This window comes from Blastococcus sp. VKM Ac-2987 (genome assembly GCF_026967805.1).
Classification (GTDB): Bacteria; Actinomycetota; Actinomycetes; order Mycobacteriales; family Geodermatophilaceae; genus Blastococcus.
On the sequence record NZ_JAPVBG010000001.1, the window covers coordinates 1490932 to 1506699 of the forward strand.

General features: G+C 74.0%; 13 protein-coding genes. 4 read left to right on the forward strand and 9 right to left on the reverse strand.

Features of this window, described 5'->3' with window-relative positions:
* Positions 1–41 precede the first annotated feature (41 nt).
* From O2W17_RS07440 to leuA, 3 genes are all read left to right on the forward strand, one after another.
* The gene (locus O2W17_RS07440) at positions 42–1637 is read left to right on the forward strand and encodes a phospholipase D family protein (RefSeq protein ID WP_269191764.1); all 1596 of its coding nucleotides are present in this window, start codon (positions 42–44) and stop codon (positions 1635–1637) included.
* 276 nt (positions 1638–1913) lie between these two features.
* Complete coding sequence (locus O2W17_RS07445; protein ID WP_269191765.1) at positions 1914–2567, forward strand: helix-turn-helix domain-containing protein; 654 nt, start codon at positions 1914–1916, stop codon at positions 2565–2567.
* A 172-nt stretch (positions 2568–2739) separates the two neighbouring features.
* A complete protein-coding gene (gene leuA / locus O2W17_RS07450; protein WP_269191766.1) occupies positions 2740–4473 on the forward strand; it encodes a 2-isopropylmalate synthase in 1734 nt (577 codons plus the stop codon).
* Between the two features lie 25 nt (positions 4474–4498).
* Here leuA and mnhG read toward each other — a convergent pair whose 3' ends face one another.
* The 8 genes from mnhG to O2W17_RS07490 all read right to left on the reverse strand — a co-directional run bounded on the left by mnhG (position 4499) and on the right by O2W17_RS07490 (position 12982).
* Positions 4499–4990 (reverse strand): monovalent cation/H(+) antiporter subunit G, encoded by a 492-nt coding sequence (gene mnhG / locus O2W17_RS07455; RefSeq protein WP_269191767.1) that lies wholly within the window; start codon positions 4988–4990, stop codon positions 4499–4501.
* Positions 4987–5298, reverse strand: a complete 312-nt coding sequence (locus O2W17_RS07460; protein ID WP_269191768.1) for a monovalent cation/H+ antiporter complex subunit F — start codon at positions 5296–5298, stop codon at positions 4987–4989. Before O2W17_RS07460 ends, mnhG begins: the two co-directional genes overlap by 4 nt.
* Positions 5295–5882, reverse strand: a complete 588-nt coding sequence (locus O2W17_RS07465) for a Na+/H+ antiporter subunit E (protein WP_269191769.1) — start codon at positions 5880–5882, stop codon at positions 5295–5297. Before O2W17_RS07465 ends, O2W17_RS07460 begins: the two co-directional genes overlap by 4 nt.
* Positions 5879–7645 (reverse strand): Na+/H+ antiporter subunit D, encoded by a 1767-nt coding sequence (locus O2W17_RS07470; protein ID WP_269191770.1) that lies wholly within the window; start codon positions 7643–7645, stop codon positions 5879–5881. The genes O2W17_RS07465 and O2W17_RS07470 overlap by 4 nt, the downstream gene beginning before the upstream one ends.
* Positions 7642–8169, reverse strand: coding sequence for a Na(+)/H(+) antiporter subunit C (locus tag O2W17_RS07475; protein ID WP_269191771.1), 528 nt, complete (start codon positions 8167–8169; stop codon positions 7642–7644). Before O2W17_RS07475 ends, O2W17_RS07470 begins: the two co-directional genes overlap by 4 nt.
* On the reverse strand, positions 8166–11051 hold the full coding sequence (locus O2W17_RS07480; protein ID WP_269191772.1) for a Na+/H+ antiporter subunit A: 2886 nt from the start codon (positions 11049–11051) through the stop codon (positions 8166–8168). Before O2W17_RS07480 ends, O2W17_RS07475 begins: the two co-directional genes overlap by 4 nt.
* 72 nt (positions 11052–11123) lie before the next feature.
* The gene (locus tag O2W17_RS07485) at positions 11124–11798 is read right to left on the reverse strand and encodes a response regulator transcription factor (protein ID WP_331254275.1); all 675 of its coding nucleotides are present in this window, start codon (positions 11796–11798) and stop codon (positions 11124–11126) included.
* The gene (locus tag O2W17_RS07490) at positions 11795–12982 is read right to left on the reverse strand and encodes a sensor histidine kinase (RefSeq protein WP_269191773.1); all 1188 of its coding nucleotides are present in this window, start codon (positions 12980–12982) and stop codon (positions 11795–11797) included. Before O2W17_RS07490 ends, O2W17_RS07485 begins: the two co-directional genes overlap by 4 nt.
* Positions 12983–13126: 144 nt before the next feature.
* On the opposite strand from O2W17_RS07490, the gene O2W17_RS07495 reads away from it, so the two are divergent.
* Positions 13127–13837: a hypothetical protein gene (locus O2W17_RS07495; protein ID WP_269191774.1), complete on the forward strand. Its 711-nt coding sequence runs from the start codon at positions 13127–13129 to the stop codon at positions 13835–13837.
* Positions 13838–13928: 91 nt separating this feature from the next.
* Here the strand turns inward: O2W17_RS07495 and O2W17_RS07500 are convergent, their stop codons facing one another.
* Positions 13929–15749 (reverse strand): ABC-F family ATP-binding cassette domain-containing protein, encoded by a 1821-nt coding sequence (locus O2W17_RS07500; protein ID WP_269191775.1) that lies wholly within the window; start codon positions 15747–15749, stop codon positions 13929–13931.
* Between the last annotated feature and the right edge of the window lie 19 nt (positions 15750–15768).

Consider the following 15768-nt stretch of genomic DNA (forward strand, 5'->3'; position numbering starts at 1 on the left):
GGTGGTTGCGTCCGCGCGTTCCCGCAGGTTGAGATCACCGGGTGGATGATCCGTCGGACTGGCTCCTGACCGCTGAGGAGCGCGGCAACCCTGGCACACCGCTGCCCGCCTGGACCGAGGGCAACCGCGTGGTGCCGATCGTCCACGGGGCCGCGTACTTCGACCGGCTCGTCGAGATCGTGGACGGGCTCGGCGAGGGAGACCGGCTGTGGTTCACCGACTGGCGCGGCGATCCTGACCAGCGGTTGCGCCCGGACGGGCCGACCATGAACGAGCTGTTCAGCGCGGCCGCCCACCGCGGGGTGGACGTGCGCGGCCTGGTGTGGCGCTCGCACACCGACTGGCTGTCCTACAGCAAGGAGCAGAACCGGGCGCTGGACCGGGAGATCGAGGAGGACGGGGGCCGGGTGGTCCTCGACCAGCGGGTGCGCCGGGTGGGCAGCCACCACCAGAAGATCGTGCTCGTCCGCTGCCCCGCCGAACCGTCGCGCGACGTCGCCTTCGCCGGCGGCATCGACCTGTGCCACAGCCGCCGCGACGACGCCAACCACCACGGGGACCCGCAGGCGGTGGACATGGCGTCGGCGTACGGGCCGACGCCGCCCTGGCACGACGTCCAGGCCGAGATCCGCGGCCCGGCCGTCGCGGTCCTGGACACGGCGTTCCGCGAGCGGTGGGACGACCCGACCAGCCCGGTGCAGGGGAACCCGATCGCCTACGTCATCGACCGGTTCCGCCGGGCGCGGCTCGACCCCTCGCCGCTGCCGCCGGAGCTCCCGCCACCGCCGGCGTGCGGGCCGCACCTGGTCCAGACGCTGCGCACCTACCCGAAGATCCTGCCGCGCTACGACTTCGCTCCTGAGGGCGAGCGCTCGATCGCCCGCGGGTACAGCAAGGCGGTCAAGCGGGCGCGGCGGCTGGTGTACCTGGAGGACCAGTACCTCTGGTCCTCGGAGGTCGCCCAGCTGTTCGCCGATGCGCTGACCGACAACCCGGAGCTGCACCTCGTCGTGATCGTCCCGCGCATCCCCGACCAGGAGGGCGCCCTCAACGCGACACCTCAGTACGTCGGCCGCCGCCAGGCGCTCGACGTGTGCATCCGGGCGGGCGGGGACGACCGGGTGCACGTGTTCGACGTCGAGAACCACGCCGGGACGCCGGTCTACGTGCACGCGAAGGTCTGCGTCGTCGACGACGTCTGGGCCAGCATCGGCAGCGACAACTTCAACCGCCGCTCCTGGACCCACGACAGCGAGCTGTCCACCGCGGTCCTCGACACGACCCTCGACCCACGCCCACCCGAGGACCCGGCCGGCACCGGCGACTGCGCCCGGGTATTCGCCCGCGACCTGCGGCTGGAGCTGAGCCGGGAACACCTCGACCTGGCCCCGGACGGCAGCGAGGACGACCTGCTGGTCGACCCCGAGCGCTTCATCGAGACCCTCGAGGCCCGGGCGGCCGCCCTGGACGAGTGGCACGCGGCCGGCCGGCGCGGCCCCCGCCCACCGGGACGTCTCCGGCCGCACCGGCCCGAGAAGCTGTCCTGGCGGACCCGGTTGTGGGCCACCCCGGTCTACCGGCTCCTGGTCGACCCCGACGGCCGCCCCCTGCGACTGCGCCTGCGCAAGCAGTTCTGAGCCGGCATCCCGCTCGGCACCGGTGCCCCCCCCCTGACCAGGTGTCCCCGCACTGTCCGTCTCTGCCCAGCCGGTGTGGGCAGAGACAGAAGAGCGGCGCACCACCACCCCCGGACAGTCCGTCTCTGCCCAGCCGGTGTGGGCAGAGACAGAAGAGCGCGCACCACCACCCCCCGGACAGTCCGTCTCTGCCCAGCGGCTGTGGGCAGAGACGGACTGTCCACAGACCACCAACAGGGGTCGACGGCTGCCTGCGACCAGAGCCACGCTCGGCCGGTGCCCGACGCCCCCTCCGCACCGGACTTCGACCTGAGCGGGCTGCTCCGACGCATCCGCCGTCGAGCCGATCTGTCGCAGCGGGAGCTCGCGACCGAGCTGCACGTCTCGAAGTCCACGGTCGCCGCCGTGGAGGCGGGCAGCGCGGGGATGGACGCATGCCTGCTCGCGGTCGCCGCGAGGCTGGCGGGGCTCCGGCTCGGACTGCTCGACGCCGATGGACGCGAGGTCTGCGGGATGGCCGCTGACACGGTCCGTGACGCGGCCGGACGACGCTTCCCCGCCCATCTGGACACGGTGCTGAGCGACGAGCGGTCCGGGTGGTGGGTCGACCGGCGCGACCGGCGGCAGCCGACCTACACGTTCGACCGCCGCTCCCCGTGGGACCTCCCGGGCAGCCGCACCGAGAACCGGCCCGACGACCACCTGCGCCCGCAGCCCGGCGACTCGCCCGCGGAGCGCGCGGAGGCGCGCCGGGCGGCGCGGTGGCGCCGGTACCGCGAGGAGCTCGACCGGCGGTTCCTGGCGGGCGAGCTGGCCGGCCTGCCCGACACGTTCACCTGCACCTGCCCGCCGGTGTGCGACGAGCTGGACGACTGGGACGGCCGCCCGGTCCACGCCGACGACTGCCCGTGCCGCTGCGATGCGAGCTGATCCGCTGCTACCGTGGGCGGCGTGCGCGGCAGCCTCCTGCTTACCCGCCGCGGCGAGGCCCTCTCCTAGGTCGGCTTCCTCGCCGCGGGGTTCAGGCGTTCCCGACGCCCGCTGACCGTCTTCGGAGCCGTGCGCCCTCCGCGCACGAGCAGCCCGCCCCAGGAGCCTCCTCATGAGCGACAGCCACCCGCACGCCCGCCATCCCCAGCAGCCTTCCCGCATGCCGGTCCACCGCTACGCGCCCTTTCCCCCCGTGGCGCTGCCCGACCGCACGTGGCCCGACACCGTCACCACCGTGGCCCCGCGCTGGTGCGCGGTCGACCTGCGCGACGGCAACCAGGCGCTGATCGACCCGATGACGCCCGACCGCAAGCGGCGCATGTTCGACCTGCTCGTCCGCATGGGCTACAAGGAGATCGAGGTCGGTTTCCCCGCAGCCAGCCAGACCGACTACGACTTCGTCCGCCAGCTGATCGAGGACGACCTGATCCCCGGCGACGTGACGATCCAGGTGCTCACCCAGGCCCGCGACGAGCTGATCGAGCGCACCTTCGAGTCGCTGCGCGGCGCCCGGCAGGCGATCGTGCACCTCTACAACTCCACGTCGACCCTGCAGCGGCGGGTCGTGTTCGGCTCCGACCGGGCCGGCATCGTGGACATCGCCGTCCACGGCGCCCAGCTGGTGCGCAAGCTGGCCGAGCAGATGCCCGAGACCGACATCCGCTTCGAGTACTCCCCCGAGTCCTTCACCGGCACCGAGCTCGACTTCGCCGTCGAGATCTGCAACGCCGTCACCGACGTCTGGGAGCCCACCCCGGAGCGGCCGACGATCCTCAACCTGCCGGCGACCGTCGAGATGGCCGAGCCGACCGTCTACGCCGACCAGGTCGAGTGGATGCACCGCAACCTCGGCCGGCGCGACTCGGTCGTGCTGAGCCTGCACCCGCACAACGACCGGGGCACGGCCGTCGCCGCCGCGGAGCTCGGCTACCGCGCCGGCGCCGACCGCATCGAGGGCTGCCTGTTCGGCAACGGCGAGCGCACCGGCAACGTCGACCTGGTGACCCTGGGCCTGAACCTGTTCAGCCAGGGCATCGACCCGCAGATCGACTTCTCCGACATCGACGAGATCCGCCGCACCGTCGAGTACTGCAACCAGCTGGGCGTGCACGAGCGGCACCCGTACGGCGGCGACCTGGTCTACACGGCCTTCTCCGGCTCGCACCAGGACGCCATCAACAAGGGCTTCAAGGCGCTGGAGGCCGACGCGCGGGCGGCCGGCGTCCCGGTCGAGCAGCAGGCGTGGGCGGTCCCCTACCTGCCGATCGACCCCAAGGACGTCGGGCGCAGCTACGAGGCCGTCATCCGTGTGAACAGCCAGTCCGGCAAGGGCGGCGTCGCCTACATCATGAAGACCGAGAACCACCTCGACCTGCCGCGGCGGCTGCAGATCGAGTTCAGCGCGGTCGTCCAGCGGCACACCGAGGACGAGGGCGGCGAGGTCACCGCCACGCAGATGTGGACCGCGTTCAGCAACGAGTACCTGCCGGACCCGGCCGCGCCCTGGGGCCGCTTCTCGCTGTCCGGCCACCGGCACATCGCGCACGCCGACCAGCTCGACGAGATGGTCGTGGAGCTCGTCGACCAGGGCGTACCGGTGTCGGTGGAGGGTCGCGGCAACGGCCCGATCGCCGCGTTCGTGGACGCGCTGAAGACCGTCGACGTCGACGTCCGGGTCCTCGACTACGCCGAGCACGCCATGTCCGCCGGCGGGGACGCCCGGGCGGCGGCCTACGTCGAGTGCGCCGTCGGCGACCGGGTGCTGTGGGGCGTGGGCATCGACTCCAACATCCTCACCGCCTCGCTGCGCGCCGTAGTCTCCGCGGTGAACCGGGCGCAGCGCTAGGAGCACACCGCCGCGGAGGGCGGGGTCAGCTGGGCCGCTCCCGGTCGGCCCCGTCCTCCCGCTGGGCCCCGTCATCGCGGTGGACCTCGTCCTCCCGGCGGCTCTCCACCAGCGCCCGGCCCGGCTCCTCCGGCGGGGCGTCGGCCGGCTCGTCGCCGCGGTACACGCTGTCCCGTGCCTCGCCGCTCCGCAGGTCGTCGACCAGCAGCAGGTCCCGCCGCACGTGCCGCCGCCGGTAGGCCACCCGGCTGATCATGTGGGCGCTCACCGGCGCGGTGAGCATCTGGAAGGCCGCGACCAGCAGCAGCATCCAGGTCGTCGACCAGCCCTGCAGCCGGATGGCGCCCCCCAGCATGATGAGCAGGAAGCCCAGCACCTGCGGCTTGGTCCCGGCGTGCATCCGGGTCAGGACGTCGGGGAACCTCAGCACGCCCAGCCCGGCGGTGAGGCACAGGAACGACCCGATGAGCAGGAGGACGACGGCGACGACGTCCCCCACGGAGCTGATGTCGTTCACCGCGGCACCTCCCCGGCCGGCTGGTCCGCGGGCTCGTTCTTAGGCGAGCGCAGCATCATGCCGCCGATGTAGCGCGCCACCGACACCGAGCCCACGAAGGCCAGCAGCGACACCACGACCAGCACGGGGACCACGGTCGGGTCCCGCTCCAGCGCCGCGTGCACGGCCAGCCCCGCCGCGATGATGACCAGCAGGGTGTCGGTGGCCACTACCCGGTCCAGCAGGGACGGGCCCCGGGCCAGCCGCACCAGCGAGAGCAGGGCCCCGGCGGCGAGCAACCCGTAGGCCAGCCAGTAGACGACGGTCACGGCGTCCGCCTCCCCGGGGCCTCGGCCCGCTCGTCGGCCGACAGGCCGAGCGCGGCGATCTCGCCCGCGGACCCGAAGGCCCGCACCACCCGCTCCTCCTGGGCCAGGACCGACTCCCGCTGGCGCTCCACGTCCCCCTCGTCCGCGACGTGCAGGACGTGCACCGCCAAGGTCCGCCGCTCGCGGTCCATGTCGATCACCATCGACCCCGGCACCAGGGTGAGCGACTCGGCCAGGATGGTCAGCAGCAGGTCCGAGTCGGTGCGCAGCTGCACCCGGATGATGGCGCTCCGGCCGATCCCGCTCGGCCGGATGGTCTGCCACGCGACCTCCGCCCCGGAGGTCACCAGGTCGACGAGGAAGTAGCCGAGGAAGCGCAGGAGGCCCAGCGGCCGGATCTGCGTGCCGCCCACGACCGGTGGCAGCGGCAGCAGCACCGTCACCACCAGGGCGACCACGATGCCGCCGAGCAGGTTGGCCCACGACCACGTGCCCCAGAGGAAGTTCCAGACCAGCACCAGCCAGACCAGCAGCGGCAGCTGGTGCCGCAGCTGGTGGGCGACGCCCGAGGGTTCGTCGGTCACGGCGCGTCCTCCACACCGCCGAGGACGGCGCCCACGTACGGGTTCCGCTCGCGGAGGTCCTCGGCCGCACGCTCGGCGACGCCGTAGAGGGGGCCCGCGATGGCGGTGAGCCCGACGGTCACCACCACCATCGCCGTCGTCGCCGCCAGCATCACCCGCGGCAGCGGCCGGGCGGATGCAGATCCTTCCTCCGAGTCCCCGCCGAGCCCATCGGTGGACGGCGTCGCGGCGGTCGCGACGGCGGTGTGCCGGGCCCAGGCCGCACGCGCCGCCACCCGCCTGGGGGTGCCCGTCGACGAGGACGCGGCGGCGTCGTCGTCGGCGGTCTCCTTCTCGCCGGCGGGCTGGTGCTCGTCGGCGGGGCCGGGTACCGCAGCGGGGCCCAGCTCCGGCCCGGCGTCGGCCGCGGCCGCGGCGTCGGTGTCGGCGGCCGGCGGCTGGGCCGGGGGCCGCCAGAAGGCCCGGGTCCAGACCCGGGAGATGGCCAGGAGGGTGAGCAGGCTGGCCACCACGCCGGCCCCGACCACGGCGACCGGCAGCGCGCCGCCGTCACCGATGCCGGCCTGGAGCAGCCCCAGCTTGCCGATGAACCCGGAGAACGGCGGGATGCCCGCCAGGTTCATCGCGGGCACGAAGAAGAGCACCGCGAGCAGGGGGGAGGCGGTGGCCAGCCCGCCGAGGCGGTCCACGGACGTCGAACCGCCCTGCCGTTCGACCAACCCGGCGACGAGGAACAGCGTGGTCTGGATCGCGATGTGGTGGACGACGTAGAACGTGGCACCGGCCAGGCCCGCCTCCGACGCCAGCGAGATCCCGAAGATCATGTAGCCGATGTGGCTGACCAGCGTGAACGACAGGATCCGCCGGATGTCGGTCTGCGCCACCGCACCCAGGATGCCGATCAGCATCGTGGCCAGCGCGGCCCACATCAGCACCTGGTCCAGCCCGCCGCCGGGAAACAGCAGCGTCTGGGTGCGGATGATCGCGTACACACCGACCTTGGTGAGCAGGCCGGCGAACACCGCCGTCACCGGAGCCGGCGCCGTCGGGTAGCTGTCGGGCAGCCAGGCCGACAGCGGGAAGACCGCGGCCTTGATCGCGAAGGCGATCAGCAGCATCGACTGCAGCAGCAGCTGGGTGCCCTCCGGGAGCGCCGCGAGCCGGCCGGCCAGCTGCGCCATGTTGACCGTTCCGGTCGAGGCATAGATCAGCGCGATCGCCGCCAGGAAGATCAGCGAGCTGAGCAGGCTGACCACGATGTAGGTGATCCCGGCGCGGATGCGCGCGGCCGAGCCGCCCAGGGTCAGCAGCACGTAGCTGGCGGTCAGCAGGATCTCGAAACCGACGTAGAGGTTGAACAGGTCGCCGGCCAGGAAGGCGTTGGCGACGCCGGCGATGAGGACGAGGAACGTCGGGTGGAAGATCGAGATCGGCGTCTCCTCGTCGCCGTCGGCCGCGCCCTGCCCCACGGCGAAGACCAGCACCCCGAGGGCCACCGTCGCCGCCACCACCAGCATCAGCGCCGAGAGCCGGTCGACGACCAGCACGATGCCCAGCGGCACCGGCCAGCCGCCCAGCGACACCGCCACCGCCCCTTCGGCGTCGGCGAGCACCAGGAGCGCCACCGAGACGGCGAGCACCGCGCTGAGCACCAGCGCGCTGAGCGCCCGCTGCACGTGCGGGTGCCGCCCGCCGACCAGCAGCGCGGCCGCGGCGCCGAGCAGCGGCAGCAGGACGGGCAGCGGGGCGAGGACGCTCGTCACCGGCGCCTCCGCCGGGTCGGGGGCAGATCGACGTCGTCGGAGGGGATGCCGGCGTAGTCCCGCTCGAGCCGGGCCACGACGTCCTCGTCGCCCACCCCGGTGTCGGCGTGGGCAGCCGACCGGTCCTCGGGCGCGAGGTCGTCGGGGTCGATCTCGTCGGCGTCGCTGCCCGAGCGGCGGGCGACCCGGCGGTCCTCCTCGTCGACCCCGACCACCTCCTGCCGGACCAGCCGCCAGGACCGGTAGATGATCGCCAGCACGAACGACGCGATGCCGAAGGTGATCACGATGGCGGTCAGGATCAGCGCCTGCGGAAGGGGGTCGCTCATCTCCGCCGGCTCCGCGTACCCGACGATCGGCGCGAGCCCGGCCGGGCCACCGCTGGACAGGAGCAGCAGGTTGGTCGCGTTGCCCAGCACCAGGAAGCCCAGCAGTACGCGGGTCAGGCTCCGGTCGAGCAGCAGGTACACCCCCGCGGCGTAGAGCGCGCCGATCACCACCGGCAGGACGACGGTCGGTGTCATCGGGCGATCACCTCCCCGGGGGTGGTCTCGATCGGGTCGTGCTCGTCGGCCTGGCGGTCCAGTTCGGCGCCCAGGCTGCGGAGGATGTCGAGGACCAGGCCCACCACGATGAGGTACACCCCGACGTCGAAGAACAGCGAGGTCACCAGCTTGACGTCGCCCAGCACGGGGAGCGCCGTCTCCAGGATCGCCGTCTCCAGGACCTCCGCCCCCAGCAGGAGCCCGGTGACACCGGTCCCGCCGGCGAGCAGCAGGCCCATCCCGAGGAGCAGCCCCGGGTCCACCGGCGCGGCCTCCCCCAGCTCGTAGCGACCACCGGCCAGGTACCTCAGGACGAGCGCGAAGCCGGCGACCAGGCCGCCGGCGAAGCCGCCACCGGGCTGGTTGTGCCCGCTGAAGAGCAGGAACAGGGAGAAGACGACGATCGAGTGGAACAGGACCCGGGTGACCACCTCCAGCACCACCGAGCGCCGCTCGGGCGCCAGCGCGGCCGAGGCGGCGAGCCACTGCCGGCGCGGGGCACGACGGGAGCGCTTCTCCTGGCGGGCCAGGCGCACGGGGTCGAGCCGGTCGACGGTACCGGTGCGCCGGCGCAGGAACACGAGGCTGGCGATGCCGGTCGCCGCGACGACGAGCAGGGAGATCTCGCCGAGGGTGTCCCACGCCCGGATGTCGACCAGGGTCACGTTGACGACGTTCTGCCCGCCGCCGAGGTCGTAGGCCGCGTCCGGGTAGGCGAGGGAGACCGGCTCGGCGGTGCGGGCCCCGAGCGCGACCGCCCCGGCGGCGGCCATCACCAGGCCGACGGCGACGGCGATGACGCCGCGGACGGCGCGCTCGCGGGGGCGGTGCCGCTCGGTGATGTCCTTGGGCAGCTTGCGCAGGACCAGGACGAAGACCACCAGGGTGAGCGTCTCGACGAGGAACTGGGTCAGCGCCAGGTCCGGGGCGCCCTGCAGGGCGAACAGCACCGCGATCCCGTAGCCGGAGACACCGACGACGAGCACCGCTGACAGCCGCTGGTGGATGCGCAGGGCCAGCAGCGCGGCGATGACCACGACCGCCCCCACGAGCGCCTGGATCGGGGTGTCCCACGCCCGCCACTCCCCCGGCCACGGGGCAAGGAACAGCAGCACCGAACCCGGCAGGGCCAGCACGACGACCAGGATCGTCCCGAGGTAGGCCGGCAACGAGCCGCGCTGCGTCGTCCCGGTGACGAGGACGGCGAGGCGGTCCAGCGCCTGCATCGTGTTCCAGTAGCCCTCGTCGGCCGAGGCGCCGACCGCCAGCCGCCGCTGCAGGCGGAACACCCGTCGCCGGGCGGCGAACAGCGCGGCTCCGCCGAGCAGGGTGAGCGCCGACAGCCCCAGTGCGGGCTGGATGCCGTGCCAGAGCGCCAGCTTCTCCGCCTCGGGGGCGAGCAGCGGCATCCGGTCGGCGTAGCCGGCGACGAGCGGCTCGAGCAGCGAGCTGGCCGGTCCGGCGACCAGCCCGGTGAGGGCCAGCACCGCCGGCGCAGCGAGGAACAACCGCCCCGGCGGGTGCACCAGCTCGGCCGGCGCGGTGGACGGGAGGCCGCCCTTGCGGGCGAAGGCGCCCCACAGGAAACGGGCCGTGTAGCCGGCGGTGAGCGCGGAACCGACGACCAGACCGGTCAGCACGAGGACGGCGGCGGTGCGGTCGGGCAGCCCGCCCTCCCACAGCGCGGTGAACGCCGCCTCCTTGCCGACGAAACCCAGCAGCGGCGGCAGCCCCGCCATGGAGGCCCCGGCCAGGCCGCCGATGACCGCCAGCACGGGGAGCCTGCGGCCGAGCCCGGAGAGCAGGCGCAGGTCGCGGACCCCCGTGGCGTGGTCGATGACGCCGACGGTGAGGAACAGGGTGGACTTGAACAGCGCGTGCGCCAGCGTCATGGCCAGCCCGGCGGCGGCCAGCTCCCTGGTCCCCGCGCCCACCAGGACCATGAGGAAGCCGAGCTGGCTGACCGTGCCGAAGGCCAGCAGCAGCTTGAGGTCGTTCTGCCGCAGCGCCCGGTAGCCGCCGACGAGCATGGTCGCCAGGCCCAGCCCGAGCACCACCGGCCGCCAGCCCGGCACCTCGGCGAAGCCGGGGGCGAACCGCGCGACCAGGTAGATGCCGGCCTTCACCATGGCGGCGGCGTGCAGGTAGGCGCTGACCGGGGTCGGCGCCTCCATGGCGGCCGGCAGCCAGAAGTGGAAGGGGATCATCGCCGACTTCGTGACCGCCCCGGCGAGCACGAGCATCGTCCCGGCGACCAGGAACGGCCCGCTGCCGGGCGCGGCGACGACCTCGGACAGCAGGTAGCTGCCGCTGGTCTCGCCGATCATGATCAGCCCGACCAGCATGGCCAGACCGCCGGCCGTGGTCAGGATCAGCGCCTGGCTCGCCGCCCGCCGGGCCGCCAGCTTGGTCCCGGTGCCCCCGATGAGCAGGAAGGAGAAGACGGTCGTGAGCTCCCAGAACACGTAGAGCAGGAGCAGGTCGTCGGCGAGGACCAGGCCGAGCATGGAGCCGGCGAAGGCGGTGAGGTTGCCGGCGAAGCGGGCGGCCCCGTCGTCGTCGGGCTCGAAGTAGCGCGAGCAGTAGACCAGCACGAGCGCGCCGACCCCGGTGACCAGCAGCGCGAACAGCAGCGCGAGCGCGTCCAGCCGCAGGGCGATGGCCAGGTCGAGCGCCGGCACCCACGGGACGGTCTCGGTGACCGCGCCGCCGCCGGTCACCACGGGCAGGCGGGTCAGGACCCAGCCGAAGCCCGTGGCCGGCACGAGCGCGAGCACGAGGAACGCCGTCCGGCCCCACCACCGCACGAGCACGGGTGCCAGCACGGCGGCCAGCACGTGGAGCACCAGGACAGCGAGCACGGGTCTCCGGGAGTCTCGGGGGGCTCGGGGACGACCACAGACGTGGGGACAGCCGACGGTGGTCGCCCCAGATTACGGGTGGACGTCAGCGTCCGCCCGGCGTGACCAGGCCGCTCTCGTAGGCGACGCCACGGCCTGCACCCGATCGCGCAGCCCGAGCTTGAGCAGGAGCCGGCTGACGTGGGTCTTGACCGTCGCCTCCCCGAGGTACAGCCGAGCGGCGACCTCGGCGTTGGACAGACCCGCGGCCACCAGCGCCAGCACGTCGGTCTCCCGCTCGGTCAGCCGGCCGAGCGCCGCGACCTGCCCGGCGTCCGGCGCCGGGACGGCGGCGAAGGACTCGATCACCCGGAGCGTGACGGCGGGGTCGAGCAGCCCCTGCCCGGCGGCGACCGTGCGGACGGCGGCGACGAGGTCCTCCGGTGGCGCGACCTTCAGCAGGAAGCCGCTCACCCCCGCCCGCAGCGCCGCGACGACGTACTCGTCCTCGTCGAAGGTGGTGAGGACGACGACGCGGCCGGGCAGGCCGGCGGCGAGGATGCGCCGGGCCGCCTCGAGGCCGTCCATGCCCGGCATGCGGACGTCGAGCAGCACGACGTCCGGCTGCAGGTCGGTGACCGCGCGGACACCGGCGGCGCCGTCGGCCGCCTCGCCGACCACCTCGATGTCGGGTTCCGCGGCCAGCACCATGCGCAGCCCGGTGCGCACCATGGCCTGGTCGTCCACCAGCACGACCCGGATGCTCACGCGGTCACCACCGTGGCCGGCCGGGCCACGGGCACCGGGAAGGCCGCGCGGACCCGGTAGCCACCGCCGCGGACGGGACCGACCTCCAGGGATCCGCCGGCGACGGCCACCCGCTCCCGCATGTGCAGCTGCCCGTGCCCGCCGGGAGCCGTCTCGCCCGACCGGTCGACCACGGGCAACCGCCGGCGCCCGTCGTCGGTGACCGTGACGGTGACCCGGCCGGGGGCGTAGCCGACGTCGACGGTGGTGGCGGCGCCGCCAGCGTGGCGGAGCACGTTGGAGAGCGCCTCCTGCACGACGCGCACGGCGGAGACGTCGACCAGCTGCGGCAGCTCCACCGGCTCGCCGGTCACCCGGAGATCGATCGCCAGCCCCCCGGCGCGCAGCTCGTCGAGCACGGCGTCCAGCCGGGACAGGGACGGCTGGGGCGCCGGGTCGGCAGCGACCTCCCCGCCCGCCCCCTCGCGGAGGATGCCGACCACGCGGCGCATCTCGTCGACGGCCTCGCGCCCCAGCCGCTCCAGGCCGAGCAGCACCTCCTGCGCGGCCGGCTCGTGCGGCAGCAGCCGGCGCAGGCCGCCCATCTGCAGCACCATGACGCTGACCGAGTGCGCCACCGAGTCGTGCACCTCGCGGGCGATCCGCGAGCGCTCGGCGACGACGGCCGCGTCCGCGACCGCCTCCTGCTGCTCCGCGAGGCGGGCGGCGAGGACCTGCAGCTCGCGCGAGCGGGCCCGCATCTGCCGCACGAGGGTGCCGACGCCCCACGCCGCACCGGTGACCAGCAGGTAGAAGAAGCCCTCCCAGGGCGACGGGGTGTAGGCGAAGCCGGAGACGAAGACGATCAGCGTGGCCGCCGCGGCCACGACCGCGCCACGCCGGGCGGGGAGGACCGCGGCGGCGTGGCCGACGAGGATGCCCATACCGATCAGCTGGGCGCCGCCCGGACCCGGGGTGCCCACGGCGTAGTTGCCGAGCACGGTGAGCGATCCGGCGAGCGCGGCCGACGCGGGCCAGCGGGGGAGGAGCACGAGGAGCAGCCCGACGGCGACCCCGGGGAGCGCGGCGACCGGGCCGTAGTCGAAGACGGTGTCGATGGCGATCTCGACGAGGGACATGCCGCCGAACACCACGCCCACGACCGGCCAGACGAGGGAGGCGGACGGGACGGGCCAGCGGGGCATGCGGGCACGCTAGAGGCCGGAGCGGACCTGCGGGATCCCCCGCGCGGCCGAACCGCCGGGCGTCCCGGTCCCCCTTCCGGCGGAGACGGGTCGGTGCGTCCCGGCGGACGCGCCGGACCCTCGGCCGTCCCTAGCTTTCCGGCCATGACTTCTCACCTGCTGGACCCGACCACCCCGAACACCCCCGCCGCCGCCGAGCGCGCCGGCCGCTCCGCCGGCTCGCTGCTGCTGCCCGTCGCCGGTGGCGCGCTGATCGCCGGCTCTCTTCTCTACGTCGCCGGCATGGCGACCTCGCCCGGTGCCGTCTCGGTCGAGCCCGCCGACTACATCGCCTCCCTGGCGCGCGACCCCGGCCAGACGACGCTGTCGGCGGTGCTCCTCCACTACGGCAACATGGCCCTGGCCCTGGCCTGGCTGGCCGCTCCGGCGCTCGTCCGGGGGCGCAGGGGCCGGATCGGGACCATCGCCGGTGCTCTGCTCTCGGCGGTCGGCCTGGTCACCGTGACCGGCTTCGTGCTCTACGACTACTGGACCGGCGCCATCGGCCGGGTGCTGGAGGCCGGCACCGCCGTCGAGCTGTTCGAGACCGTGGCCGCCGATCCGGGACTCGTCCCGGTCGGTCTGCTCACGATGTTCGGTCTGCTCGGCCCGGTGATCGCCTACATCGGGCTGGCGCGGGCCGGGGTGACCGGCTGGTGGCTGCCCCTGCCCGCCGTCGCGAGCCTCGTGGGCTCGATGGTCGTGCCGTTCTCCCCGTTGGCACACGGCGGCTTCGCGCTCGTGGGGGCCGTCCCCGCCATCGTGGTCGGCCTGCGGCTGATCCAGCGCAACCGCGCCGAGGCGGCCGTCGCCTGACCCGACCGGGACCACTCCCCACGGACGGTCCGTCTCTGCCCAGCCCGGCTGGGCAGAGACGGACCGTCCGCACGAGCACTACCGCGCCGGCTCAGCCCTCGGCGGTCTCGGAGGCGACCAGCCAGGCCTCCTCGACCTCGCCCTTCTCCGCCTGCACCGCCTTGAGCTGGGTGTCGAGCTCGGCGGCCTTCGCGTAGTCGGCGGCTGCCGCGGCGAGCTGCTCGTGCAGCTTCTTCTCGTCGGCGTCCAGCTTGAGCATCCGCCGCTCCAGCCGGCTGGCCTCCTTCTTCGCCGCCCGCGCCTCGGCCGCGGACACCGCGGGGGCCGACGTCGAGGGCGCGCCCACCGGACGCGTCCCGCCGTCGCCCGAGGCCGTGGTCAGCGGCGCTCCGCCGGCGGCGCGGCGGCGCAGGTACTCGTCCACCCCGCCGGGCAGCTCGGCGAGGGTCCCGTCGCCCAGCAGCGCCACCACCTTGTCGCAGACCCGGTCGACGAAGTACCGGTCGTGGCTCACCACGAGCACGGTGCCCGGGAAGCCGTCGAGCAGGTCCTCGAGCGCCGTGAGGGTGTCGATGTCGAGGTCGTTGGTCGGCTCGTCGAGCACCAGCACGTTCGGCTCGGCCATGAGCAGCCGCAGCAGCTGCAGCCGGCGCCGCTCCCCGCCGGAGAGGTCGCCGACCGGCGTCCACTGCCGGTTCGCGGCGAAGCCGAACCGCTCGGCCAGCGTCGAGGCGGAGATCTCCTGGTTGCCGATCCGGGCGATGCGGGCGACGTCCTGCACCGCCTCCAGCACCCGGGCCTTCGGAGGCAGCTCGGTGACGTGCTGCGACAGGTAGGCCGGCGCCACGGTCTGACCCACGGCGACGGTGCCCGAGTCGGGCTGCGTCTCGCCGACGAGCAGCTTGAGCAGCGACGTCTTGCCGGCGCCGTTGACGCCGACGATGCCGATCCGGTCACCGGGGCCGACGTGCCAGGTCAGGTCCTCGAACAGCGTGCGCGGGCCGTCCTCGGTGGGGACGGCGTAGTCCATTCCCTCGACGTCGTAGACGGTCTTGCCGAGCCGGCGCGCGGCGAAGCCCTTGAGCGCCATCGAGTCGCGGGCGGGCGGCTCGTCGGCGATCAGCGCCTGTGCGGCCTCGATGCGGAACTTCGGCTTGCTGGTGCGCGCCGGTGGCCCGCGGCGCAGCCAGGCCAGCTCCTTGCGCACCAGGTTCAGCCGGCGCTCCTCGGTCACCGCCGAGATCCGCGCCCGCTCGGCCCGGGCCAGCGTGTAGGCCGAGTAACCGCCGTCGTAGGCGTGCACGTCGCCGTCGGCGACCTCCCACGTGGTGGTGCAGACCTCGTCGAGGAACCAGCGGTCGTGGGTGACGACGACGAGGCCGCCGGCGCGCTGGTTCACGTACTCCGCCAGCCACGCGACACCCTCGACGTCGAGGTGGTTGGTGGGCTCGTCGAGCACCAGCAGGTCCAGCGGCCGGATCAGCTGCGCGGCCAGGGCGACCCGGCGGCGCTCGCCACCGGACATCGGGGCCACGGGGGCGTCCAGGCCCAGCCGGTCGAGCTCCAGCCCGGTGAGGACGGAGCGGACGGCGGGGTCGCCGGCCCACTCGTGCTCCGCGGCGAACGTCGAGGCGGGCAGGACGACGTCGCGCACCGTCGTCCCCGGCGGGAGCGTGCCGCTCTGGTCGAGGACCCCCATCGCGAGGTCGCCGCGGCGGGTGACCCGGCCGGAGTCGGGCTCGTCGGTGCCGGTCAGCAGCGACAGCAGGGTGCTCTTGCCGCCGCCGTTGCGGCCGACCACGCCGATGCGCTCGCCGGCGGCGACGCCGAGGGAGACGTCGTCGAGGATCACGGTGGTGCCGTGCGCCTTGTGCACCCGCTCGAGGTTGACCAGGTTCAGGGGTGCGCTCATCGGCTGCTCGCAGAAGTCA